The organism is Paenibacillus sp. F411 (genome assembly GCF_017582705.1).
GTDB lineage: Bacteria > Bacillota > Bacilli > Paenibacillales > Paenibacillaceae > Paenibacillus_AQ > Paenibacillus_AQ algicola.
The window spans coordinates 1-23,992 of sequence record NZ_JAGFIP010000029.1; the positions used below are offsets into that span (position 1 = coordinate 1).

Here is a 23,992-nt window from a genome sequence, read left to right on the forward strand (position 1 = left end):
TCGGGTCTGCACCTAACTTCCAGCAAATCCCGAAGGGAGAGCGCTCCAAGCAGGAAGGGACCTCATCTCAAGCGCCGCAGCCCGTCCATCGGGTCTGCACCCAACTTCCAGCAAATCCCGAAGGGAGAGCGCTCCAAGCAGGAAGGCATCTCACCCAAGCACCACAGCCCGTCTATCGGGTCTGCACCCAACTTCCAGCAAATCCCGAAGGGAGAGCGCTCCAAGCAGGAAGGGACCTTATCTCAAGCACCACAGCCGCTCCATCGGGTCTGCACCCAACTTCCAGCAAATCCCGAAGGGAGAGCGCTCCAAGCAGGAAGGTACCTCATCTCAAGCGCCACAGCCCCTCCATCGGGTCTGCACCCAACTTCCAGCAAATCCCGAAGGGAGAGCGCTCCAAGCAGGAAGGTACCTTATCGCAAGCACCACAGCCCGTCCATCGGGTCTGCACCATCGTGAAGCGTCCCCGAAGGGGGAAAGCGCTCCTAGCACCCAAGCTCCGTATCTCCGCCACACTCGCACCCTGCACGGGTTTACTTTCGGGAGTCCAGAGGGCAGAGCCCTTGGGGCCCTCCCTTTGGAAAGGGAGGGTTTGGGAGGGATTCGAAAAGCTTTAGCTTGCGCAGGACTCGCATTCTTCAATCGTCAGTGCCCGGCTGCGTACATAGTATGTGGACTTGATGCCTGCTTTCCAGGCATGCAGGTGCAGCTCCAGGAACTCCGAAGCGCGGATGTCCGGACGGACATACAGGTTAAAGCTTTGTGCCTGGTCTACGTGACGCTGGCGGGCCGCAGCCATCTTGATGGACCAGTGCTGGTCAATCAGGAATGCCGTTTTGTAATACCAGATTGTCTTGTCCGACAGATCCGGAGCCGGATTCGCGATCTTGTAGGTTGTTTTTTCTTCATAAGACAAGAGCTCGTACAACGGATCAATGCTGGCGGTGGAGCCGGCGATGATCGAGGTGGAGCCGTTCGGAGCGATGGCGAACAGCCATGCATTCCGGACACCGTTCTGCTGAACCTCCTGCTGCAGCTCGCGCCATTGCTCGGTGGTTACGAATTGGCCTACATGCTCGCCGTCGGTGTAGCCGCGGAAGGTGAAATATTCGCCGCTTTCCCAATCCGAGCCCTTGAACTTCGGATAGTGACCTTTTTCCTTGGCGAGCTCCATGCTGGATTTAACCAGCAGATAGTTAATATGCTCATACAGATTGTCGTTATAAGCGACCGCCTCATCAGACTCCCAGCGGATGCCCTCCAGAGCCAAAAGGTGGTGAAGCCCGAACGTTCCCAGGCCGACCGCGCGGTATTGGCTGTTCGTGTACTGGGCCTGCAGCACTTCAATATTGTTAATGTCGATGACGTTGTCCAGCATCCGGACCTGAATCGGCACGAGACGCTCCAGGACGCCAGCAGGCACTGCACGTGCCAGGTGGATCGAGTTCAGGTTGCACACCACGAAGTCACCAGGGATTTTGGAAATCACGATCCGGGTCTGGCCGTCCTTCGTAACCAGCTCTTCCTGCTCAACGACCGTTTGGGACTGGTTCTGCATAATTTCCGTACACAGGTTGGAGGAGTAGATCATGCCATGCGCCGAGTTCGGGTTCGCCCGGTTGACGGTATCACGGTAGAACATGTATGGCGTGCCGGTCTCCAGCTGGGACTTCATAATCCGCTTCATAATGTCGATGGCTTGTACGGTGATGCGCGGCAGAACCGGGTTAGCGACTGCCTCTGCATATTTTTGGCGGAACTCGCCATCGCCCTGGGCAGCATCGTAAAAATCCTCCAGACCGAGCGGACGACCGTCCTCACTCTTCCAGCCCATCACTTTCTTCACTTCATGCGGGCAGAACAGGCTCCACTCGTCCCGGGCCTCAACCGCCTCCATGAACAGGTCAGGCAGGCATACGCCGTGGAACACGTCGTGCGCTCGCATACGCTCATCTCCGTTGTTCAGCTTCAAGTCGAGGAAGGCGAGAATGTCCTTGTGGAACACGTCCAGGTATACAGCCACGGCGCCCTTGCGGGTACCCAGCTGGTCCACGCTGACAGCGGTGTTGTTCAGCTGACGGATCCACGGGATCACGCCGGAGCTGGTGTTCTTGTGACCCCGGATGTCCGAGCCGCGTGCGCGTACCTTGCCGAGGTATACGCCGATGCCGCCGCCCATTTTGCTCAGGCGTGCTACATCAGTGTTGGAATCAAAAATCCCCTCCAGCGAGTCATCCACCGTATCAATAAAGCAGCTGGACAGCTGTCCGGCGACTTTTTTGCCGGCGTTGGACATGGTAGGCGTAGCGGCCGTCATGTACAGGTTGCTCATAGCCCAGTAGGCTTCCTTCACGAGCTCCAGGCGCTTGTCTTCCGGCTCTTTGTGCATCAGGTACATGGCGATGACCATGTAGCGCTCCTGCGGCAGCTCCATGACCCGGCCGTCAAAATCCGTAGCCAGGTACCGCTCGGCCAGCGTCAGCAGTCCGATGTAATCGAACAGAAGATCGCGGGAGTAGTCAATCGTATCTGCAAGCTCCTCAATTTGAGCCTTGGTGTAGCAGGAGAGCAGCTCTTCGCGGTAAATCCCTTTTTGCACCAGCTCTGTGATGAGCGGGTACAGAGCGCCGTAGGGCTCTTCCGGATAAGCTTTATATCTGCGGTGGTTGGCCGCTTTTTTATATAATGACGTCAGGAGGGAGCGGGCTGCCGCGAATTTCCAGTTGGGCTCCTCTTTGCTGACCAGCTCCAGGGCGGACATGGTGAACGCATTGCTGATCTCCTCACCGGAGACCTGCTCACCGCGAAGCTTTGCAGTTACCCCGCGCAGCAGTCTTTCCTTATCGAGCATATCCAGGTCCTTCAAAATACGGTCCGCATACACAGAGAGGCGGATTTCATCAAAAGCCAGCTGACGGTTATTGGGCTTGACTACGAGTTGTGGCATACATCAATTCCCTACCTTCCTTAGGAAAAATAAAAGCAAAAAAGCAAGACAAGAAAAAAACATTTTCGACCAACCTCCCTGGGAAGGCTGAAAATGCTATTGTGCGCTGTGGGTTAAAATGCTGTCTGGGTGTGTATGTACAGACGCGATCCGCAAACACGTGCCTGATTCCCGAAAGAAGCAGGTGCTAGGCATATAGGAGGGAGCTCATGGATTTTCGCCATGCTTCCCGTTCGGTCCGGAGCATATGTAAATATGTTCAGAACCCCTACACACACTATATTTGGTTAGTGATACTTAATTTAACCCAATATGTTGTATCTGTAAACGATAATCTTCAAAAAAGCACAAAATGAATTATAGCAAATGACCGGGCAAACTGCCAATGTAGAAACTCACAAAAGAGAGTGGGAATCCATAGATATTGACGAAATGCGTCAATTTTTACGCAGATTCACCGGATCTGAGAGATTGCTATTTTTGTCACTGGCTGTGTGCAGTGGAGTGTGGTATGGGCTGCTTCGCTGGTTGATGGGTGTGGGGGCGAGGGGGGAGCGGGTGCGGATCTAACTCTAACTCTAACTCTAACTCTAACTCTAACTCTGACTCTCTAACGGTTGCCACGAGCGCTAATGCGTCAAATCCAAGGTTACTTTAATTCTAACGGTTGCCAGACGAGATATTTTAGCAATTTGATGCCTCACAGCGACTGTTTCCACCAAATAAGCACGCTCACAACCGTTAGAATTAATTTGTTCCCGATAGAGCAACAATAAGCACTGTGGCAACCGTTAGAGCATGAGCTAGTGTAGAGCATGAGCGACTGAGTGCGTGAGCTAGAAGGTGTAAAGCATAAGCTACTGAGAGAACGGACTAGTGTAAAGCATGAGCTGAGCAGAGCAGAGCATAAGTAAGTTAGAGCATAAGCTACTGGGAGCATGAGCTAATGTATTGAGAAGCGTACACACGAGTAGGCAAGCCAGCTATGCTTGAGTGTGCGCACGTATATTGATGAGCAAACGCCCAGCCGTGCCAAGACACGCTCAGCACACGTGCGTGCATGAAAACTACTTCTTTTCATCATAAAGCTGTTAGAATAAAGGTATCCTAAATCTGAAGGCAGGAGGTTATATGTATGGCGATCGCAGAGGTAACCATTATACCGATTGGTACGGAGAGCACGTCTTTGAGCGCATATGTAGCGGGAATGCAGCGGGTATTGGAGCAGCAGGAGGGGGTTACTTTCGAGCTGACCTCCATGAGCACCATCATTGAAGGCGAGCTGGGTGATATTTGGAAGGCGATTGCTGCTCTGCATGAAGCGCCATTTATGTGTGGGGCGAAGCGGGTGTCCACTTCGGTCAAAATCGACGATCGCCGTGATAAGGCGGGCTCCAGCAGACAGAAGCTGCAGTCGGTCATGGAGAAGCTGGGGCAGTAGCTGTTCCACAGCGGCTGGCCGCGGAATCGCTGCGTGCGTACCGCATCGCATGCAGCTCTCGGCCCGAGGCAAAGCGCTGCTGCGGCCGAGCCGCACCCATGCCGGCCATAAAGCAGCGGCGAACCGCCGCCCTGCTCCAAGGCCAGCATGTGTACGGTCCTCATTTGGACAAGTTAATGATTTCTACATACTTGCTGTATTTCTGATCCGAGATGATGAGAAACGGGTCCATTCTTAACCGCTCTGCCTCATCAGACGCCAGTTCCCGGATATGTACGACGGATTTTAGGGTTACGCCGGCGTAATCGGTTTTTTCATCCAGTTGAATTTGGTCATACAGCTCCTTGCCGGACAATGCGTAGGTCCTGACGGGGTCGTCTATATCATAAGCTTTGGTGTAATATCCTCTTTCTATTTCTACCTCCAAATAATATTTTTCCTCCCGGGCAAATTTACCCTTAATTGAAAGATCAGCAAAGGCAATGATGGAAACCAGCGGTTTGTTGAAATGGATTCGTTCCTGGTAGAGTGCATACAGTTTTGGAGAGGCGGCGACGGCGAGTAAGATCACAGCTAAAAGAACATAGGATCTTGTCTTCATCTCAAGACGAGCGATGCTGCTACAGAGAATCTCAGCGCCAAACGGGCTGTGGTTTCCCGTGCGGGAGCAAAATACAAAACCGTCTGGAGCAGCGGCTTACGCTGTCTGCATCTGCTGTAGGCATGGCTCTGACCTCCTTTTTGATTCATGATGGCTGCATAAAAAGGAATAGATATGATGTAGTACGCCACTTTAGCACAATGGGTTCAAGAATGAAGCTGATACCACCCGCACATTTATAAAGAATATGCAAGTCTTCCTGCAAATGCACAGCCGTTTACAAGATTCGTTGAATACAATGTTTGTACATGCAGCGGGGAGGAGCGTCTGCATGCCAACTGCACCAAGTCAGCTAAGAAGGTGTGAATCGCCGTCGGTTCCGGCGGAACCGATCCGGGAGTGTGTGGGCAGCCCGGCTGCATGAAGTCAGGAAAGAGGGGGATGATTCGTGAAAAAGGTATGGATCGACGCCGGTCACGGAGGAACAGACCCGGGAGCGTCTGGAAACGGACTGCAGGAGAAGAATGTGGTGCTCGCGATCGCTAAAGGCATCCAGCAGCGGCTGGAGGCGGAGTATCAGGAGGTGCAGGTGCTCATGTCGCGTTCCACCGATGTATTTCTGGAGCTGCCGCAGCGCACCGCAGCGGCGAATCGGGCCGGAGCGGATATTCTGATCTCGATCCATTGTAATGCCGGGGGCGGCTCCGGGGGCTTTGAGTCTTTTCGCTACACTAAGCCGAGCAGTGAGTCGGTAAGGCTGCAAAATCATCTGCATACCGACATTATGGCGGCCCTGCGTCCGTTTGGGGTCAATGATCGGGGACAGAAAAGCGCGAACTTTCACATGGTCAGGGAAAGTGCTATGCCAGCGGTATTGACTGAGAACCTGTTTGTGGATGTAGCTTCAGATGCCGCCAAGCTGAAGCAGAATGAGGTCATTGCGGCGCTGGTCAACGGCCATGTTACCGGCATTGCCAAGCATTTGGGATTACAAGCAAAGGAGGCGAGCCCAGTGGCAGAAACCCCGAATTCCGCACGAGATATTCATACTGTCAGCCCATGGGCACAGGCGGCGTGGGACGAAGCGGTGAAGAACGGGCTGTTTGATGGCAAGCGTCCCGGTGCGCCGTTGACCCGCGAGGAGGCGGCGATCGTATTTAACCGTCTGCGAAATCAGCTGATGGCGATGCTTCAAAGCGACAAAGATTAATCTCTCCAAGTGTCGATCAGGAGCAGGAGCCCCGGCCTGGAAACCGGCAGCAATATAAGGTTAACCGATAAAAGCCGCCCCTCTGATACCCGCTGCTGCGGTGCATCGAGAGGGGCGGCGGTTTGAGTGGGCGGCTAGCAAGAGTGTGGTCGATCGACTGCTGTTATGCAGCGGAACACCGCGCACCGGGAGCTGCGCCCAGTGCGGAAGAATGCGTCGGTTCGACCAATTCACGCGAGCATTGACCAGAGGAGTTACGGCAGCAGTGATGCTGTGCACGGAATGGCAATGGTGACCGTGGTGCCTTGCCCTTCCTCACTTTCAAATCGGATGGTGCCTTTGTGGTTCTGAATGATTTTGTAGCTGACCATGAGCCCGAGTCCGGTGCCTTTGTTTTTGGTGGAGTAAAAGGGTTCTCCGAGCTTGGCCAGCTTGCTTGCCGGAATGCCGGTGCCGTTATCAATAAACTGAACGATGATCTGCTGCTGATCCGCATGCAGCTCGGCGAGCACATCGACTCTGCCGCCGGAGGGCATGGCCTCAATCGCATTTTTGAGAATATTGATAAACACCTGCTTCAGCTGGTTCTCCACGCCAAACACCCGGAGCCCCTCTGTAAACAGGGCGTTCATCTCAACATTGTTCATATTGGCCTGGGATTCCAGCAGCATAAGCACGTCCTGCAGAATCGGGGTCAGGTCCTTTTCCACAAAATCAATAGCCTGCGGCTTGGCGAGCACCAGCAGCTCGCTGACGATCTGCTCAATCCGGTTCAGCTCGTTCAGCATAATATCAATATACATGTCATTGCCCATACCCTTGCCGGACATAAGCTTGGTGAAGCCCTTCAGAGCGGTCAGCGGGTTCCGGATTTCATGAGCAACACCGGCCGCGAGCTGTCCTACGGCAGAGAGCATTTCATTCTTGCGGAGCATTTCCTCCGCATGCTTGCGGTCGGTAATATCCTCCGAGAATTTGACGTAGTGGATGATGCGGCCCTGCTTGTCGCGAACCGGGATCATTTTGACCGATTCCCAGAACAGTTCGCCGTTCTTTTTGCAGCCGGTCAATTCCCCCATCCACTGCCCGTCCTCCTTAGCCAGCTTCATTACATGCTCAATCGGCCGCTCGCCGGCCTCGCTCTGCATGCACTCGCGAATGCTTTTTCCCTTTACATCCGCCAGATGAAAGCCCGTAACCTCCGTATAGCGGGGATTCACATATTCTATCCGCCCAGCGGGGTCCAGGATCGCCGTAATGCTCGGGCTTTGCTCGACCGCATAGGAGAGCTTCTGCAGCTCCTCGTTTACCGTTTTGAGATCCGTAATATTGACGAACGTCAGCACGACGCCGCTAATAAAGTTGTCATCCTTCCGGTAAGGAAGGATACGCATGCTGTACCAGGTGCCGCTCTGGCTTTGAATTTCCTTCTCAAAAGGAACCAGTGACTGCAGCACCTCCTGAGCGTCCTGGACTAGCGTATCGTATTTGAAATGGTGCGAGATATGCTCAATCGGGCGGCCGTAATCGACCTCCATCAGATGGATTTCCTTCGTAATCGCCGGAGTAAATCGGCGCACACACATCCGCTTATCCAGAAAAATAGTCCCGATCCGTGTGCTCACCAAAAAATTGGTCATATCGTTGTTCACGTCCGTCAGCTCCTGAATCTTGAACTGATACTCGGTGTTGACCGTGACCAGCTCCTCGTTGACCGACTGCAGCTCCTCATTGGCGCTTTGCAGCTCCTCGTTCGCCGCAACCAGCTCCTCATTCGTGGCCTGCAGCTCCTCATTGGACGTCTCCAGCTCTTCAACGGTAGCCTGCAGAGATTCCTCTGCCCGGAGCAGCGCCTGCTCCAGCTGCATAATCCGCAGGTTCACGCCGCTGTCTACCTCGAATGGCTGCATCACCACCTGTGATTCCGAGCCCGGCTGCTCCGGCTCCATGAACAGGATGAGAACATATTTCTCATAGGTCTTGTTCTTGAGGGAGAAGGGACGGATATGCAGATCAATCTGTCGCTCACCGAGATTCGTCTGAATCGTCAATGAGCGGTACGTTACACCGCGGCGCTGCTCCCGTACCTTTTGTACCGCGGAGGAGACGGCGGCGGACACCTTGGGGTCGATCATTTTGTACAGATTCCAGCTGGGCTTTCCCTGGGCAAGCATCAGATATTCATGAATCGGGCCGTTTAGATGAATTACATCATTACTTTGGTCCACAACCATGCCCGGGGCCACATGCTCCTCGACGAGCGTGGTCTGCAGATCATCGAGCCGCTTCGGTCCGCTGTCCTTAGCCGGCACGACAGGGGAGACCATTCTGCGGAAGGGCTGCGGCTGTGCGAGTCGGTCCTCCATCTGGAACATGCGGGGCTCTTCGCCGGCGGACGATTTTTTGTGCGTAAAAATATTCCATCTCCGGTCAAACGCCTCAAACTGGTTCGTAAAGCGCCCGATCGTTTCGCTGGGACCTAAGAAGAGGAAGCCGTCAGGGTTCAGGGCAAAGTGAAACAGAGACAGCACCTTCTGCTGCATTTCCGGCTGCAGATAGATCAGCATATTGCGGCAGGTGATAAGGTCCAGATTGCGGAACGGCGGATCTTTGATGATGTTCTGCGGTGCAAAGACGACCATCTTGCGGATTTCCTTGCTCACCTGGAACATATCATCATCCTTGATAAAGAAGCGGTCCTGATCTTCCCGGGACAGATGGCTGATGGTGCTTTCGGAGTAAATCCCCTGGCTGGCATATTCAATGGATTCCTTGTCGAGATCGGTGGCAAAAATTTTGATGGAATACGGCGTCTCCAGGCTCTCGGCATATTTGCGCATCAAAATAGCTACCGAATACGCCTCCTCGCCGGTGGAGCAGCCGGCCACCCAGACTCGGATCTCCTTGACGAAGCTTTTGCGCTCGAACAGCTCTGGAATCACCCGCTCGTACAACACGTTAAAGGCCTCCGAATCACGGAAGAAATTCGTAACCCCGATCAGCAGATCCTTCCTTAGCGACTGCAGCTCCTCGCGGTGCTCATCGAGAAACGTCATGTACATCGCCATGCTGGGCACATTGTGGATGGCCATGCGCCGCTCGATGCGCCGCAGGACGCTGTTGCGCTTGTAGTACGTAAAATCGACTCCGCAATCCTGGCGGATCTTCTCAAAGATGAGCTGGATATACTGCTCCGTCGTTATGGTTTCGCGGACGGTAGATACATTCTCATAGCCTTCTCCATGCACATGGAGCAGCAGGCGCTCGGTCATTTCCTTGGGCGCCAGCACCGCATCCGCATTGCCGGAGAGCCGCGCACTGCTCGGCATGCCGTCATATTTGGCAGAGTGGCTGTCCTGTGCAATAACGAGGCCGCCTGTATCCTTAATATCCTGAATGCCGCGGGACCCGTCCGTACCGGTACCGGACATGACGACAGCCACCGCCTGGTTTCTGCACTCCTGGGCCAGCGAGCTGAAAAACATATCAATCGGCATATGCAGCGTGGTGTTAGGAAGCGGCTCTGCCAGCTTTAGGCGCCCGCCGGAGATGGTTAGAATCTTGCGCGGCGGCGTCAGATAAATATAGTTAGGACGGACGACCATATCATGCCGCGCTTCGCGGATGTTCATGGCCGTATATTTGCGAAGAATCTCGCTCATGAGACTCTTATAATCAGGGGACAGATGCTGCACGACGACAAAAGCCATGCCGGTATCCGGCGGCATATGGTCGAAGAATACCTCCAGCGCCTCCAGCCCGCCCGCAGATGCACCCAGTCCTACGACGTAGGCCGGCGCATGCTCCTCATTCTCGGTCTCGTTCGTTTTGGGGTGAGTAAGGCTCGCAGGCGGCACGATGATGGCAGCTTGCGGCTGTAATTCATTTTCGCTCATTGGGCTAGTTCCCTTCTCCTTGGGCTGTGGTCATTGAGGCTTCACGGGCTTCGTGCTGCTGCAGCGCATGAATAGCTGCCTCCAAATACTGCCGGTAAGCTTGCCGGGCTCTCTCATCCAGGCTGCGGGCGAGGTCCAGGGAATCCAGCATATATTGGAAATTGTCCGTAAGTGTACGCGTTTTCATTGCATGCTTGCTTAGAATTCCCTCAAGCCATAACGCATAATCGGTAAAAACAGAGGTGTTGCCAAGCTGAAAGGCCGTCTCCAGATGCTTCAGATGATGAAGGTTGTCCTCCCTGCATTTCTGACGTCCCCGTTCCCCGTAGCGCTGCAGCAGGGAGGGATCTGCCGTATAGATCATATCCATCACCTGCTGGATCATATCAGCGTACTCTTCTATGGTTTCCATGCTCCGCATCCTTTCTCTAGCTTGAATGCATTGATAGACTTCAAAGGTGTAATTGGAAATATTATCATATTTTATTCACTTTTTATAGCGAAATCGCCTGTGTTGATCATTATAATAGAAAAAAAGACTTCCTCGTCACTTTCGACAAAGCTTACGTTCAATCGCCAAAAATAGCCCTGGTCACCAGCTTCAAGATCATATTACAATGTAAAACGTTATGATATTACCGGGGGGATAAGAAGGTGCTGCCCTTGAATATGGAAATTGAGCATCTGGCAGAGCTGATGCTGGAAGGACTAACGGAGGAGTGCTGGAGCCTCTTGGTCCGTCATATGGATTCAGGTAGAAACAGTCTGTACATCTATGATCAGCTGCTAACACCGGCAATGCGATATATCGGCGGTCTGTGGGAGCAGAATCTGGTCTCCGTCGCGGATGAGCATCTGGCCTCAGGGGTTTGTGATGTTATGATTACGCGGTATGCACAACAGATAAAGCCGGCGCAGGGACATGGAGGAAGAGCGATGTTCTTGTGCGTCGAGGGGGAATATCATCATCTTGGCCTGAAAATGGTCTCGTCCCTGTTTCAGGAACGGGGCTTCAGCACCCGCCTGTATGGCGGTAATCTGCCGCTGGAGAACACCATGGTCAGTGCGATGAACTGGAAGCCCGAGATCATTGGCGTGTCCGCGTCCATCGTGTATCATCTGCCGACTTTGATGAAGTACACTCAGGCCTTGCAGAGCCTGAGCTATGAACCCATGATCGTCATCGGCGGCCGCCTGATTGACCGCTATGGACTCCAGAATACGCTGGGGGAGCGGGCACTGTTCTTTCCCGACCTGCTCTCCCTGAACGATTGGCTCCGATCCTACGAAGCGGCAAGCCGCCAAGCTGCGGCGCATTTCAATATGAGGTGAGAGAACTTATGGAGGACAAGCAGCTTCCCGTGCCTTATTTCAAAGTCAATCTGCATTATCAGATTCTTGCCTGCTCTTCGCCGGCAGCAGACCTCTTTGCAGCTTCCGGCAGCTGGCTCAGCTTCATTGATGAAGGCTCGCTGAATAAGGCAAGAACCTATATATCGCCGGATCACACGGATCAGCGGGTAGAGCTGATTCTGAAGACCCGGTCTGCTCAGGTGCTGCCCTTTGAAGTTTATCAGCACTGGGATGAGGAGGAGTGCGGCCATCTGGTGTGCATCTCCAGGGACAAGCAGTACAAGGCCGTTGCAGAGCGGCTGGAGCGTCTCCATGAGAACCTCGAGAACGGCATGTATGAGCCTGCTGTTCGGCAGGCGGGAAGCGCCAGAAGCTATTTGAGCGCAAGCCATACGCTAAACCGGGAGCTGTGCAGCGTGCTGGAAACCGTCAAGGATTTGCTGGATCAGGTGCATCCCAGCCTGGTGGAGATCCACCAGACGGACTACAGTGATATTATTCGGCAGCTGATCGATACTGCATTGAAAAATGCTTCCCGGGAGATGTATTAAAGCCCGGCTGCATGGGCGTTATGTAAATCGCAGAAATCCCCGGTACCCTCATGAAGGTACCGGGGATTTTTGTGATTTGGACGGGGGTGGAGCTCCCAGGACAGAAGGAGCTTTCCAGAGCTCGTTAGCTCGGCATGATCCAGACGATTTCGCAAATGCGGACGAAGCACATTTTTCCGTGTACCTCAAGCACTACGTGATCCGGCTTCACCTGCTTCACGCAGCCCTCAATGCGTCCGCGGGTCGTTTCCAGCACTACATACTTGCCAATCAGGGACTTGAACGCCTCCACGACATAAGGATCAACAGGGTAGACTACAATTGGCTGTGTTGTCGGCTGATGCTCCATTTGCTGGTGATGCTGCTGATGCTGCTGTCCCATCGTCTGCTGAGGCGCCATCGTGTAAGGCGATGCTTGATAATACGGTCCCAAAACATTCACTCCATTCGTGGTATCTTTCATATTTGCAGTCTATGCAGCTGCCCAGTGGGCGGTGCCTGCAAGCAGGCTATATATCTTGCCCTTTGTCATTAAGAAGCAGAGGGGCCCATGGCAATCCAGGATACAAAGCCATGGCTTTGGGTGCAGCCCGGCTGCCGAAGCACCTCCAATATTGCATAGCGGGCCTGCTGCTCCTTAAGGGAGACGAGCAGCCCAGGATGATTGCTCATCGCCACAATGACGTAATGGGCGGTTGGATAGGCCTCGTCAAAGGCGACCTGGACGACAGCCTGCTGCTCATTCCCGGCAAACACGAACGCGCTCAAGCCATACTGCTGCAAGGACGGTCCAGTGCTGCGAACCGGTGCGAATCCGAGATGCTCCAGCTGAACTGCGCCGGAGGTCAGATGAGAGCTGTCGATCGAGCCCGCGGCAAGCTGAGGTCCTGAGACAGCCCCGTCTGCCAGCTTGTCGCCGGTCAGGGAGGCATCCATGACCTGCTCGCCTGTAATGGCACCGGCCTCCAGATGCCGGCCTCCAATGCTGCTTGGCTTAAGGTGGCGAGGCAGAATCGCGCCTTCTGCGATGTGCCGGGACTGCACTGCTCCCGCTTGCAGATGCGCCGCTCCCAGACTGTCCGGCTGGAGCTGCTCCCGGCCAATCACGGCGTCCTGAAGATGCTCTTTCCCGATGCTTGATGGTGCAATATGGCTGCCGTTTACGGCTTCCGGAGAGAAATGGCGGGAGGACAGGCTATGGTCTGCCAGATGCTGCTCCCGCACGCAGCTTTCTTCAAGATGCTCAGCATGAACGACACCTGCCGTCAGATGCCGGGCTTCAATGGTATGGAGCTGCAGATGTGTTCCGTCCACAGCGCCCGGTGCGAGCAGGGAGCTGTCAATGGTATGGGGCTTCACATGGCGCGACTCCACGGCTTCCGCCGCCAGCTGTTCACTTTGTACGGCGCCAGGCTGCATATGAATGGAGGCGATCGAGGAAGGCTGGAGCTTGCTTCCACTGACGGCCCCGTCGCTCAGCTCCTGCTCTGTAACAGCTCCTGACTGCAGATGCTCTGCCGAGAGTGACTTCTTCTGCAGCTTGTCGCCCCCGATGCTGCCGTCGGGCAGTAAATCCGGGGAGCGGACGTCCTCTGCCAGATGGGAGAGGGTAACGCTGCTGTTTTTAAGGTGATAGCCGTATAAGGTTTCCGGAGCCACATGTCGGCCTTCTATGCTTTCCGGAGCCAGGTGCCGGGCCTCAATCGCGTTGTCTGCCAGATGGTCTTCCCGGATGGTTCCGCTTTGAATAGCGACAGCTGTCACAGAGGAAGGCGCAAGATGGATGCTGTTCACCGCGTAGAGCTGCAGCTTCTCCGGACCAATGGATTGATCCTGCAGCTGCCGGGTGGTAATGCTGCTGTCCTGGATCGACAGGGATGCCAGCACCTCCGGCGTGAAATGCCGATGTCCAATAATCCCTTCAGCCAGATGGGCTTCGGTAATGGCGGCATCTTTAATTTTGGTGGAGGTGACGCTGCCTTCAGCCAGCTTGGCAGTATGAACAGAGAGGTCGGTCAGCTTGTCGGTTGTGACGCTTTCCGGAGAGAGCTTAAGTGCGGTGACCGCATGATCAGCCAGATGCTGCGGATAAATCGCTCCGTCCGCTAACGCCTGCTCTGTTACTGAGCCTGCCGCCAGTTTGGCAGAGGTCACAGAGGCAGGCGCAAGGGCAGGGCTACAGACGCACTCCTCGGTAAAATGGCGCGCGATCAGCGCGCGATCTGTCAGATGCTCTTGCTGCACGGCCTGATCTTGAAGGGCAGCTGCACTTACGCTGCCTGTGCCAAGATGGATTTCAGAAATGAGGCCGGGCACCAGATGATCGGCGTTCACGCCTTCGGCGGCGATAGCGGGGCCAAAGACGGCGCCGGGGGCGAGCTTGCGGCTGTCCACGCTTTCCGGGGCCAGCTTGGATGCTGTCACCGCCTGCTCCTGGAGGTGGGAGGACGTGATGGAATCACAGGCCAGATGGTGCTCCTGAATGGACTCCGGGGCGATGGCAGCACTATCAATCAGGCCTGCACTCAGGTGCTGGGCGGCAATGGCTCCGTCCTGAATATGACCGCCTTGAATGGATTGTGGCGAAAGATGTGCGGACACCACAGCTTCTAGCGCCAGCTGCTCCCTCTTGATGGCGCCGCTGGCAATATGGCGTGTATGCACGGCCCCGTCGCTGAGCTTTTGCGGCAGGATGCTCTGATCTGCAATCTTCGAAGCGGTGACGGCTTGCTCCACCAGCTTGGAGGTGCCCACGGATTGCTCAGCCAGCTTCAGGCTCGTGACAGCGGCGTCGCTCAAATGACGTGTCTGAATCTCGCCGGGGGTCAGCTGCTGACTGCCGATGGAGGCAGGCTGAAGCTGCTCGGGACCGATCAGTCCCGCAGCCAGATGCTGCGCCGTAATAGCTCCCTCCGCAATGTGAGCAGAGGTGATGCAGCCGCTCTCCAGCTGCTGGGTGCCCACTGCATGCTCTGCCAGCTGTTCACGGCCGACAGCTCCGGGAGACAGGGACAGGCCGGTGATGCTTGCCGGCTCCAGATGAATGCCCTGAATGGAGCCGGGCTGCAGCTTGGCACCATTCACGGCGCCGTCGCGAATGATGGCGGTGGTGACGGCTTGCTCTGCCAGCTTGGCGGTATGGACAGCTTCGTTGGCGAGATGGTGGGTATTGACGCTGCCGGAGGCGATTTTGTCTTCCGTAATCGCTTCGTCCTCCAGCAGCTGGCCCGGAACACTGCTTAGGCTAAGGTGGCGCGGAAGCACAGCGCCATCGGCGATATGCTGAGACTGAACCGCCTGCAGTCCCAGCTTGCCTGCATCAATGCTGCCCGGCTTGATGTGGCTTGCTGTGATGGCATGATCGGCAATGCTCTGCCCGGTCACAATGCCGCCAGCCAAATGCTCGGCAGTAATGCTGGCTGACGCCAGCTTGCTGGATGTGACGCTTTCGTCAGCCAGGTGAATGGTCGTGACGCATTGATCCTGCAGCTTGTCGCTGCCGACCGAGCCGGGGGCCAGCTTGGCTGCCGTCACGGCGCGGGCTGCAAGATTGGACTCGGTGACAGCGGCCTTTCCGATATCCTCTGTATGAATAACAGGGGCTTTGGACGGGAGCAGCCGTTCCTTTAGCAGCTGCTCCGGATAAGCTGCCAGCATCTCCGCCTGCTCTGTGGCTCCTGCAGGAGCGGCTGTCTCCCCAGCCGGCTCCTCGTGTTCTGCATCGGAGAAGTCGCTTTGCACGGGCTCCGCTGCGGCTTCGGCTGGCAGGACGGCAGGAGCAGCCTGACGGATCGACGCTTCCTTGGTCTTCGCCTTTTCACTGGGCTGTGCCAGATCGATTTCCTTCAAGCTGGCGCTGACCTGATAGCGCTGGCCGGGGTCTTTGCTGCTGGAGTGTTTTCCACGTTTTTTCAAGCACTGCACGCTCCTTCGCGAGAGAATGGATCATCTCCGGCATCCTATGCGAAAGGCTGGGCGGCTGTCACTGCAAACACAAAAAAGCACCCGACAGCGCTGCCGGATGCTTCAGGGGGTGCTTGAGTATATTTCAAATGACTAAATGCAAAGCACCTATATAAAATTTAACCCGTGACAGCCAAACAGCTGTGCAGACGGTTCCAGATTGAAATCAGATGAATCGAACCTTCCAATACAACAAAAGCCCTGCCTCTCTTTCGTCCTTGCGGCTCCGATGACCGCTCCAGTGTGAATCAGAAAACAAACATCCTGTACAAACTCATACTTTTGGGTTAGAAAATAGGAATTTACAACCTCGGTGTGAACATTCTCGAGTAGAATCGAAGTTGAAGAGGAATCCATCGGGGTTAAACTTCATATAACAATTGAAAATAATATCATACTTTTTCTGAAAATGCAAATCTCATCTCTGCAAGTCTCTCCCTAAAAATAAACCGCTTGATTTTTTCGCCGTTTCAGCCGATATTTCTAAATATAAACAATTACAGAGAAAGTAGGCACTGGCATGCAGCTGTATAAGTCCTTTCTGCGTCAGCTAATTCGAAATTATATGATTGGCTCCTTGATCGCCGTTCTGCTCGTCGGCGGTGCACTGATGACCACAACCCTTAACGTTTCCTATATAGAAAGCTTCCGGCTGCTGAGCATTTTAGGTGGATCCTTTGTCGTAATGCTCGCTGTGGAGCTTTTTGTTTTTTTCAAGCATATTGGAATCATTCGCAATGTCCTGCTGGAGGAGGACGCCACGCTGGATCAGCTGGAGGCAGCCTATCTTCGAACTCACCGGATGCCGTCGCTGGCAGTCTATCGTATTTACGGTCCTCATCTCCTGGGCATGTCCATTCCCGCGCTGATCGCAACCGTATGGATGATTCATGCCGGGCTGCTGAGCATCCCGCTGTCCTACATCTGGATTGCGGTGCTGGGTGCGGTCATGGTCGCCAGCTGTCATGCGATGATCGAGTTTTTCCTGACGGTTGCCGCGATCCGGCCGATTGTACGAGAGCTGCGCCGGCTCGCGCTCATTCGATATGGCATAGACTTTTCGCTGGAAGGACATGTGTTTACCTCCATCCGCACCAAATTCCTGCTCAGTGCGATGCTGATCGGGACTTGTCCGCTGTTCCTGTTCAGCCTGGCGGTTCGGGTGCATATGGGGCAGTTCTATGAGGAAATATCGCGAGGCTACTGGGGCTGGGCAGGCATCATTCTAATGCTCGGCGTAGGCTTCGCCTATATCGGTGCACTGCTCATGACGCAGGACGTCAACCGACCGCTGCGTCAGCTGTACAAAGCAATGGATACGGTGAAGGAGGGACGCTTCATTCAGACCTCCAATCTGTATTCGGATGAATTCTCCAGCCTGATCGCCGGCTTCAATATGATGGTTCGGGGACTGCAGCTGCGGGAGGAGCGGAACCGCAAGCTGCTGGAGAGCTATTTTGCCGCGCTGGCCGCAGCCCTGGATGCAAGAGACCCCTATACCGCAGGTCATTCGCTGAGAGTTGCTGAATATTCCGTCATTATCGGCCAATTGGCAGGTCTGAACGCCCATAGTATTGATATTCTTCACAAAACAGCACTGCTGCATGATATCGGCAAAATCGGGCTCCGGGACAGCATCCTGCTCAAAGAAGGCCGCCTGACCGAAGAGGAGTTCTTCCAGGTGAAGACCCATCCGGCACAAGGGGAAAATATTCTGAAGCAGATCGAGCCGCCGGATGCTATGGCACCTTTTCTGGAGGGAGTGCGGTCCCATCACGAGAGATATGACGGCCACGGATATCCTGATGGCCTGCAGGGCAAGGACATTCCGCTGTTCGGCCGGATTATTGCCGTCGCGGATGCTTATGATGCCATGACCTCCGACCGCCCTTACCGGCGGGGGATGAGCCGGGCCGAGGCACTGGACATCCTGGAGCAAGGGCGCGGAAGTCAATGGGATCCTGATTTCGCAGGGATGTTCGTTCAGCATATGCGGCGCAATCTGGAAACAGCATAAAGCATGTGGAGGGACCGGACTTAGGCAGTATGCCGAAGTCCGGTTTTGTCTGTGCGGGACTGCTCCCGCCGATGCATCCAGCCCGCCAGAAGGACGCTTCCCTCGTAGAGAGCAATCATCGGCACGGCGACCATCAGATGGGAGATAAGGTCCGGAGGCGAGATCAGTGCGGAAATGATCACAAGCAGCAGATAGGCATAGCGCCGCATTGAATGCAGCAGTGCCGGGTTGAGCAGGCCGATCCGGGTCAGGAAGAGGACCACGGCGGGAAGCTCGAATGCCAGAGCTAGAGGCACGATGATGTTGAACATAAAGCCGAAATAAGCAGCGACACCATACGTCTCGACAAGCTCCATCTCCGTATTCACCTTCGTCGTGAAGGCCAGGCTCATAGGGAACACGACAAAATACGCGAAGGCCAGGCCAAGAATGAAGCAGAGAGCCGAGAAGGGAATGAACTTCAGGGCCGCCTTCTGCTCCACCGGCTGCAGTCCGTCCTTGACGAACAGCCAGAGCTGATACAGCGTGAAGGGAAGGGCTACAATGAGCGAGAGCACCAAGGCAATGCCCATATAGATGCGTAGTCCGTCCCAAGGCGAGAATACATTCCAGGTGACCTGAAAGGCGGGGGAATGCAGCTTCATAAAGGCCAGACACCCGGGAGCAGCAAGCAGCCCGGCGATCATAGCGCCCGCAAATACAACGGCCACTGCGATGATCCTTTTGCGAAGCTCGGCAAGGTGGCTGCCAAGACTCATGGCTTGCTGTACATCCATATTGATCGACTCCTTCCCTAAGAGGGCTTTGACAGGTGCTGTCTGGTGGCTCAAGCGGGGGCACAGCCCCGCCGGCGCGGTTTAGGTGGTTCCCGGAGCTCGACCGTATTAAATCCCTCCTGCATCTTCTGATGAATGTAGATCAGCTTGTTTACGTCCTCAAACGAGTATCTGCGGTTGCCTCCCTTCGTTCTTTCCGGAAAAATAAGCTTTCTCTGCTCATAATACCGAATTTGTCTCTCGGTAAGGCCGGTAAGCTCGCGAACGACACCTATACTCATGACTTTGTTCTCCACAGCTGCCGCCTCCATTCTTGAACGTATAATAATCTAACATCTTATGTTATATGATATAACTTAAACCCTCCTTTCTCATTAAGGTTTACACGTATTGAAATGATTTCCATAAGGATATGAATCTGATTCTATGTAATTATTATCAAAAAATCAATTATTTTTCATAAAATAAAATTAGTGTGTAAGGATTTCTTACATAATTTAACTCAAACCCGGAATTCTTTGCTAAGATCAGCGCATAACCTGATTTAACGGCAAAGGAGTGGGTGACATGGCAGTTCAGGATAAACCGGAGGAGATGACGCGGAGGCAATTTCTAACGGCTGTCGGCAAGGTGGGAGGCTCGGCTGCGGTATTTAGCTTAATGGGAACGATGGGGCTGCTGGCCCCACAAACGCTGAAAGCGGCTGAATATGTGCCCCCGGGCGTCAACGACTTAAAGCTTAGTGGCCGGAAAGGCCAGAAGGTTATCATTCTGGGAGCCGGTATTGCCGGACTCACCGCTGCCTATGAGCTGGGGCTGGCCGGCTATGACTGTACCATCCTGGAGGCGAAGGAGTTTGCAGGAGGACGGTGCTGGACGGTTCGTAAAGGGACCTCGGTGGCGGAGATCGGCACCGTACGGCAGACCGCGCGCTTTGATCAAGGACTTTACTTCAACGCGGGTCCAATGAGGATTCCTCAATTTCATGTTACGATGGACTATTGCCGTAAATTCGGAATTGCCGTGGAGCCGTTTAACAATGTGAACGAAAGCGGGTTCTACTACAACGAGAATGTGGGGGCCTTGTCCAACCGCCGGGTGCCGAAGAGAGCAGCCAAAGCCGACGTGCGCGGCTATACGGCGGAAATGCTCGCCAAAGCAGTCCATCAGAACCGGCTCGACCTGCCGCTTACCGCCGAGGAGAAAAGCAAGCTGGTTGACTATTTGCGGGCAGAGGGGGATCTGAGTCCGGATCTGTTCTACAAGGGCTCTTCACGCGGAGGCTACAAAGAGGAGCCGGGCGGGGCCTTGGACGGCGGGGTGCGCCGGGACCCTTTTGATCTGAAATCGATTATTGATTCCGGCTTCGGCAGGTATTTCAGCAATGAGTACAGCTATGACCAGCAGATGATGATGTTCCATCCTGTTGGCGGTATGGACAAAATCGTGGATGCCTTCGTTAAAAGAGTCGGGAATAATATCATCCGCTACCGCACGGAGGTTAAAAGAATCTCGCAATCAGAGGATGGCGTTAAGATCGTGTATAGCAGCCCTGGCAGCGGAGGGGAGAAGGAGATCACCGGCGATTACTGTATTTGTACGATTCCACTGAGTGTGCTGAAGCATATACCGGCTGATTTTTCCCCGGAGATGTCGAAGGCGATTGCCAGCACGAATTACGCTTCTGCCGGAAAGATTGGACTCCAGTTTCAACGGCGCTTCTGGGAAGAGGACGACCAGCTTTATGGAGGGAACTCGCTCACGAACATGGACATCACCCAAATCTATTATCCGCCGAACGATTATTTTTCCAAAAAAGGGGTGGTGCTGGGCTACTATGCCTTTGGCGGCAACGCCGATAAGCTGGGCCGGATGTCATTCTTGGAGAGAGAGCGCCACGCGCTTGCCCAAGGCGGTAAAATTCATCCCCAGTATGCCAAGGAGTTCGAGTCATCCTTCTCGATTGATTGGAAAAAAACAAAATTCCAGGAAGGCGGATGGGCCTCATACAGTGCCGATGACCGCAAATCCTTTTACCCGGTCTTATGCAAACCGGATCGCCGCATCTATCTTGCCGGAGAGCATCTCAGCTATATGACAGGCTGGCAGTCCGGAGCGATCGAATCCGCCCAGATTGTCGTCAAGGAGCTGCATGAGCGGGTGATGAAGGCTTAACGTGAGCCTCGAAAGCTTTCGGATTTACTGTGACTAATGTATAGAATCAGATCCTGGAATAGAAAGGAAGATTGTGATGAAAACAAAAATGAAGCTGGATCAAAAGCTGAAGTATGCAGCGGCCATGGCCCTGCTCTTCAGCCTCGCAGGAGCCACGGTGTATGCCGCCGATAAACCAGCCGAGACTCCGGTCATTCAGGCCATTAAGGTTTCGGCAGGTCCCGGATTTTATGGAAGTCCCTCCTCATCCATTTCCAGTGGTGTGATCGTGCCGCAAGGCTACTCCACGCTGTATACCAGCGGCACCGTGCCGCCGCTGCTGAACAAGGAAGGAAAGACGGTATATGAGCGCTACGGAGATACAAAGACTCAGGGAATCGGGGTATTGAAGGCCATTGAGAAGCAGCTGCAGGAGCAGGGGCTGGGCATGAAGGATGTGGTATATCTGCGGGTATACATTACCCCGGATGCTGTGAAGGACGATGCGTTTGATTACAAGGGCTGGTTTGATGCCTATGCCGAGTTCTTTAACACCGAGTCCAATCCTGTGAAGCCTGCCCGCTCAACCGTGGGTGTAGCCAGTCTGGTCAGTCCGGATTGGCTGATCGAGATCGAAGCCGTCGCTGTGTATCCCAAAGTCAGGTGACTGGAGTCGATCTCACAGGTAAGGCTTGTGTTACGGCTTCCGGTCGCAAGCGGGGTCATTGCGAAGTACAGCACGGATGACGATTCATAACTATATATGAAGGGAAGTGAGATTATGTTTCAAAATGTTGGCTTTGCCGGCGTGATGATGGTGCTGATTGTGGTGCTAATTCTGTTCGGTCCGTCGAAGCTGCCGGAGCTGGGAAGAGCCGTGGGCCGGACCTTGTTTGAATTCAAATCCTCGGCCCGGGAGCTGGTCGGCGATGACCGTAAGGAAGAAGAGGAAAAGAGCGGGCTGCTGAAATCCAAGGACTGAATGTTGACGGACTTTGCGCCGTGCAGGAGATCCAATTATCCAACCGACCCGGCCTTTGGCCGGGTCTTTGTCCTGCATTTTCCTTGTTGTTATATGCTGTCGAAAAAGGGTTGGGTTTTGTTCCATTTTTTGTGTCTTGATTAGTGAATATGGGTATTAAGGAGGAGAAAGGAGGTGAAAACGTGAAATGAACAACCGCGTATGGCCTTTCGTTCTTGGCAGCTTTATCCTGCTGTTCACGCTTCAAGCCGGAAGTGACGCCTATGCAGAAGAGTTAAAGCCTGCTGCTGAAGTTAAGGGCCAGGCTGGTCATATGCTGTCGTTGCAGCGGGGGCTGAGCGGTCTCAAGGATTCGGTGTCCGGCGTCAGTGATTCGGTAAAGAAGACGTTATCCGATGCCCGTAATACGGTAGAGGATACAGGAGATGCCCTGAAGCAGACGGTGAAGGAAACGGCTTCAGGCGTGGAGCGGACAGTGGAAGAGGCGGTGCAGGGCTTGGGAGAGACACTGGAGCCCGCAGCGGAACTGGCTGAAAGCACATTGAGAAATGGTGCAGGCACGGCTTCAGAAGCTGTTCGGCATACCGGAGAGACGGTGCAGAAGGTACTGGAATCGGCTCATGAGCCGGAGGTGGTCGTAACAGAAACCGTGAAGGCAGCAGGCAAGACGGTCCGCGAGACGGGCAAGATGCTGTCAGGCACGGTGCGAAACGGCGTAGCTGCGGTGAAGGAAACCGGTAAGGGTGCGGCAAACACCGTGGAAGAGACGGCAGAGAATGTGCTCCGTGAAACGGATAAGTTGTTGAGTCAGGTGAAGGAGACGTCAGAGACGCTGATACCGGTGAAGCCGGCACAGCCATCGAAGCCGCCAGCTCCAGTGAAGCCGCCGGAGGCGCCGGAAGAGCCCGAGCAGGAGCTTCCACAAATTCCGGAAGATGCATCACAGCCGGAGCGGCCGATTTTTACACAGCCTGATCCGGCACCTAGTGATGTCCGCGCAGATCGTGAGCATTCGGAGGATAAAGTAAGGCTTGGGCTAAATCCCCCGGAGCCTGTCGCAGTGACCGGTAAAGAGCGGGAAGCATCCTCACGAGTGACAGAGAAGGAAGAAGACCGACCGCGGGAGAGCACACCTGACACATCGGAGAAGGATGAGCTGCAGGAGGCTGAAGAGAACAGCGTTGATGCAGCAGCAGCTTTCCAAATCGGAGCTGCAGACGCGTTTGCTCCGAAGCAGCGACAGCAAGAGCCGCAGGAGGTACCTCAGGTCTTGGGAATGACAGAAGCGGCGCAGGACAATGCGGGACCCCGTGTTGATTCGGGAGTATTCTTGGAGCAGGCAAGAGGGAATGCTGAAGTTATCCTTGATAACGCTTTTTTTTACAAAATTTACAGTACGCCGCTGTTGTATGCCCAGAACGCCCAGTCCACCGGTACAGCCGGGATCGGATCAACAGGGATCTGGCTCTTATCTTTTCTGACGGATGGAAGCCCGGTTTCGAGTCCGGAATCATCCCCGTCTGCATGGCCCGGCTCGCTGTATGCGCTGAATAGTCAGTGGATAGCTGAGCCTGCAGGACTTCCGCCACAGCGCTCTCCTTATTTTGCAGAGGATTACACAAAATCAAAATAAGGAGAGATGAATATGAAATGGACAAATAAATGGGTTATGGCTGCGGCAGTGAGTGTTCCGGTGTTGTTTGCTGCCACGGTTGGCGGTGCTTCTGTGGAGGCTGCAGCGGAAAGGAATGCTAACGAGTCAAGCTCGCGCGCGCTGCTCGAAATCCGGCTGGATAAGCTCCCGCTGGTAGAGAAGGTGCATGTGGGAGTGCTGGAGCATGAGCATGGGGAGAAGGACAGCCATCATGAAGGAGGCCAGAGCGAAGAGGGTACTGATCACGAAAGCACCGAGGAGGAAAATGCCGATCCAGGAAGCAATAATGAGCAGTATGGAGATCAAGGAAACATGGATGAGCAAGATGCTGATCCCGAGGTGAGCGAAAGTCAGAAGCGGGAGAAGCGTGCATTGGTGGACCTGGATCTCAAGGAAAGCGTGCTGGGCGACCGTCTGCATGTGGGTGTGCTGGAGCATGAGCATGAG

The 23,992-nt window shown here is 54.4% G+C and carries 19 protein-coding genes; 11 read left to right on the top strand and 8 right to left on the bottom strand.

Translation table 11 applies throughout. The features are described from left to right. Window positions 1-459, top strand: a 459-nt coding sequence (locus JJQ72_RS19660) for a hypothetical protein (protein ID WP_208204726.1), incomplete at its 5' end; no start/stop codon positions are given. A gap of 154 nt (window positions 460-613) precedes the next feature. On the opposite strand, the gene JJQ72_RS19665 is transcribed toward JJQ72_RS19660, so the two are convergent. Beyond that, window positions 614-2,947 (bottom strand): ribonucleoside-diphosphate reductase subunit alpha, encoded by a 2,334-nt coding sequence (locus JJQ72_RS19665; RefSeq protein WP_138224308.1) that lies wholly within the window; start codon window positions 2,945-2,947, stop codon window positions 614-616. A gap of 1,135 nt (window positions 2,948-4,082) precedes the next feature. Here JJQ72_RS19665 and JJQ72_RS19670 point away from each other — a divergent pair. Beyond that, entirely contained in the window at window positions 4,083-4,388 is a 306-nt protein-coding gene (locus JJQ72_RS19670) for an MTH1187 family thiamine-binding protein (RefSeq protein WP_208204727.1), read from the top strand. Window positions 4,389-4,548: 160 nt separating this feature from the next. On the opposite strand, the gene JJQ72_RS19675 is transcribed toward JJQ72_RS19670, so the two are convergent. Next, window positions 4,549-4,815: a hypothetical protein gene (locus JJQ72_RS19675; RefSeq protein ID WP_175415157.1), complete on the bottom strand. Its 267-nt coding sequence runs from the start codon at window positions 4,813-4,815 to the stop codon at window positions 4,549-4,551. 622 nt (window positions 4,816-5,437) lie between these two features. On the opposite strand from JJQ72_RS19675, the gene JJQ72_RS19680 reads away from it, so the two are divergent. Further along, on the top strand, window positions 5,438-6,199 hold the full coding sequence (locus JJQ72_RS19680; protein WP_138224311.1) for an N-acetylmuramoyl-L-alanine amidase: 762 nt from the start codon (window positions 5,438-5,440) through the stop codon (window positions 6,197-6,199). A 254-nt stretch (window positions 6,200-6,453) separates the two neighbouring features. Here JJQ72_RS19680 and JJQ72_RS19685 read toward each other — a convergent pair whose 3' ends face one another. Further along, a complete protein-coding gene (locus tag JJQ72_RS19685; protein WP_208204728.1) occupies window positions 6,454-10,095 on the bottom strand; it encodes a CheR family methyltransferase in 3,642 nt (1,213 codons plus the stop codon). A 4-nt stretch (window positions 10,096-10,099) separates the two neighbouring features. Continuing rightward, a complete protein-coding gene (locus JJQ72_RS19690) occupies window positions 10,100-10,507 on the bottom strand; it encodes a hypothetical protein (RefSeq protein WP_233281108.1) in 408 nt (135 codons plus the stop codon). 257 nt (window positions 10,508-10,764) lie between these two features. Between JJQ72_RS19690 and JJQ72_RS19695 the strand changes: the two genes are divergently transcribed. Both JJQ72_RS19695 and JJQ72_RS19700 read left to right on the top strand, forming a co-directional pair. Continuing rightward, on the top strand, window positions 10,765-11,427 hold the full coding sequence (locus JJQ72_RS19695) for a cobalamin B12-binding domain-containing protein (protein ID WP_243896290.1): 663 nt from the start codon (window positions 10,765-10,767) through the stop codon (window positions 11,425-11,427). 8 nt (window positions 11,428-11,435) lie between these two features. After that, window positions 11,436-11,999 carry a hypothetical protein gene (locus JJQ72_RS19700; RefSeq protein ID WP_138224314.1) on the top strand — a complete coding sequence of 188 codons (564 nt, stop codon included), beginning with the start codon at window positions 11,436-11,438 and terminating at the stop codon, window positions 11,997-11,999. Between the two features lie 124 nt (window positions 12,000-12,123). On the opposite strand, the gene JJQ72_RS19705 is transcribed toward JJQ72_RS19700, so the two are convergent. Both JJQ72_RS19705 and JJQ72_RS19710 read right to left on the bottom strand, forming a co-directional pair. Continuing rightward, the gene (locus JJQ72_RS19705) at window positions 12,124-12,348 is read right to left on the bottom strand and encodes a DUF2642 domain-containing protein (protein WP_233281204.1); all 225 of its coding nucleotides are present in this window, start codon (window positions 12,346-12,348) and stop codon (window positions 12,124-12,126) included. Window positions 12,349-12,530: 182 nt separating this feature from the next. After that, entirely contained in the window at window positions 12,531-15,914 is a 3,384-nt protein-coding gene (locus JJQ72_RS19710) for a WIAG-tail domain (protein ID WP_208204730.1), read from the bottom strand. Between the two features lie 568 nt (window positions 15,915-16,482). Here JJQ72_RS19710 and JJQ72_RS19715 point away from each other — a divergent pair. Beyond that, window positions 16,483-17,979: an HD domain-containing phosphohydrolase gene (locus tag JJQ72_RS19715; protein WP_208204731.1), complete on the top strand. Its 1,497-nt coding sequence runs from the start codon at window positions 16,483-16,485 to the stop codon at window positions 17,977-17,979. 20 nt (window positions 17,980-17,999) lie between these two features. On the opposite strand, the gene tatC is transcribed toward JJQ72_RS19715, so the two are convergent. Both tatC and JJQ72_RS19725 read right to left on the bottom strand, forming a co-directional pair. Further along, entirely contained in the window at window positions 18,000-18,755 is a 756-nt protein-coding gene (tatC, locus tag JJQ72_RS19720) for a twin-arginine translocase subunit TatC (RefSeq protein ID WP_208204732.1), read from the bottom strand. A 50-nt stretch (window positions 18,756-18,805) separates the two neighbouring features. Further along, window positions 18,806-19,051, bottom strand: a complete 246-nt coding sequence (locus JJQ72_RS19725; protein ID WP_138224318.1) for a MerR family transcriptional regulator — start codon at window positions 19,049-19,051, stop codon at window positions 18,806-18,808. Window positions 19,052-19,322: 271 nt separating this feature from the next. Between JJQ72_RS19725 and JJQ72_RS19730 the strand changes: the two genes are divergently transcribed. The 5 genes from JJQ72_RS19730 to JJQ72_RS19750 all read left to right on the top strand — a co-directional run. Continuing rightward, the gene (locus JJQ72_RS19730; protein ID WP_208204733.1) at window positions 19,323-20,930 is read left to right on the top strand and encodes a flavin monoamine oxidase family protein; all 1,608 of its coding nucleotides are present in this window, start codon (window positions 19,323-19,325) and stop codon (window positions 20,928-20,930) included. Between the two features lie 76 nt (window positions 20,931-21,006). Next, entirely contained in the window at window positions 21,007-21,576 is a 570-nt protein-coding gene (locus tag JJQ72_RS19735; protein ID WP_243896288.1) for a RidA family protein, read from the top strand. Between the two features lie 114 nt (window positions 21,577-21,690). Next, entirely contained in the window at window positions 21,691-21,891 is a 201-nt protein-coding gene (locus tag JJQ72_RS19740) for a twin-arginine translocase TatA/TatE family subunit (protein ID WP_138224320.1), read from the top strand. A gap of 187 nt (window positions 21,892-22,078) precedes the next feature. Next, window positions 22,079-23,524: an apolipoprotein A1/A4/E family protein gene (locus JJQ72_RS19745; protein WP_208204734.1), complete on the top strand. Its 1,446-nt coding sequence runs from the start codon at window positions 22,079-22,081 to the stop codon at window positions 23,522-23,524. Between the two features lie 12 nt (window positions 23,525-23,536). Continuing rightward, window positions 23,537-23,992, top strand: a 456-nt coding sequence (locus tag JJQ72_RS19750; RefSeq protein WP_208204735.1) for a hypothetical protein, incomplete at its 3' end; no start/stop codon positions are given.

Bases quoted from the DNA above. Each gene is read 5' to 3' on its own strand.
- JJQ72_RS19715 (WP_208204731.1), top strand. From the start codon at position 16,483: ATGCAGCTGTATAAGTCCTTTCTGCGTCAGCTAATTCGAAATTATATG.
- JJQ72_RS19705 (WP_233281204.1), bottom strand. From the start codon at position 12,348: ATGGAGCATCAGCCGACAACACAGCCAATTGTAGTCTACCCTGTTGAT.
- JJQ72_RS19685 (WP_208204728.1), bottom strand. From the start codon at position 10,095: ATGAGCGAAAATGAATTACAGCCGCAAGCTGCCATCATCGTGCCGCCT.
- JJQ72_RS19745 (WP_208204734.1), top strand. From the start codon at position 22,079: ATGAACAACCGCGTATGGCCTTTCGTTCTTGGCAGCTTTATCCTGCTG.
- JJQ72_RS19695 (WP_243896290.1), top strand. From the start codon at position 10,765: ATGGAAATTGAGCATCTGGCAGAGCTGATGCTGGAAGGACTAACGGAG.
- JJQ72_RS19670 (WP_208204727.1), top strand. From the start codon at position 4,083: ATGGCGATCGCAGAGGTAACCATTATACCGATTGGTACGGAGAGCACG.
- JJQ72_RS19735 (WP_243896288.1), top strand. From the start codon at position 21,007: ATGAAAACAAAAATGAAGCTGGATCAAAAGCTGAAGTATGCAGCGGCC.
- JJQ72_RS19665 (WP_138224308.1), bottom strand. From the start codon at position 2,947: ATGCCACAACTCGTAGTCAAGCCCAATAACCGTCAGCTGGCTTTTGAT.
- JJQ72_RS19730 (WP_208204733.1), top strand. From the start codon at position 19,323: ATGGCAGTTCAGGATAAACCGGAGGAGATGACGCGGAGGCAATTTCTA.
- JJQ72_RS19700 (WP_138224314.1), top strand. From the start codon at position 11,436: ATGGAGGACAAGCAGCTTCCCGTGCCTTATTTCAAAGTCAATCTGCAT.
- tatC (WP_208204732.1), bottom strand. From the start codon at position 18,755: ATGGATGTACAGCAAGCCATGAGTCTTGGCAGCCACCTTGCCGAGCTT.
- JJQ72_RS19690 (WP_233281108.1), bottom strand. From the start codon at position 10,507: ATGGAAACCATAGAAGAGTACGCTGATATGATCCAGCAGGTGATGGAT.
- JJQ72_RS19740 (WP_138224320.1), top strand. From the start codon at position 21,691: ATGTTTCAAAATGTTGGCTTTGCCGGCGTGATGATGGTGCTGATTGTG.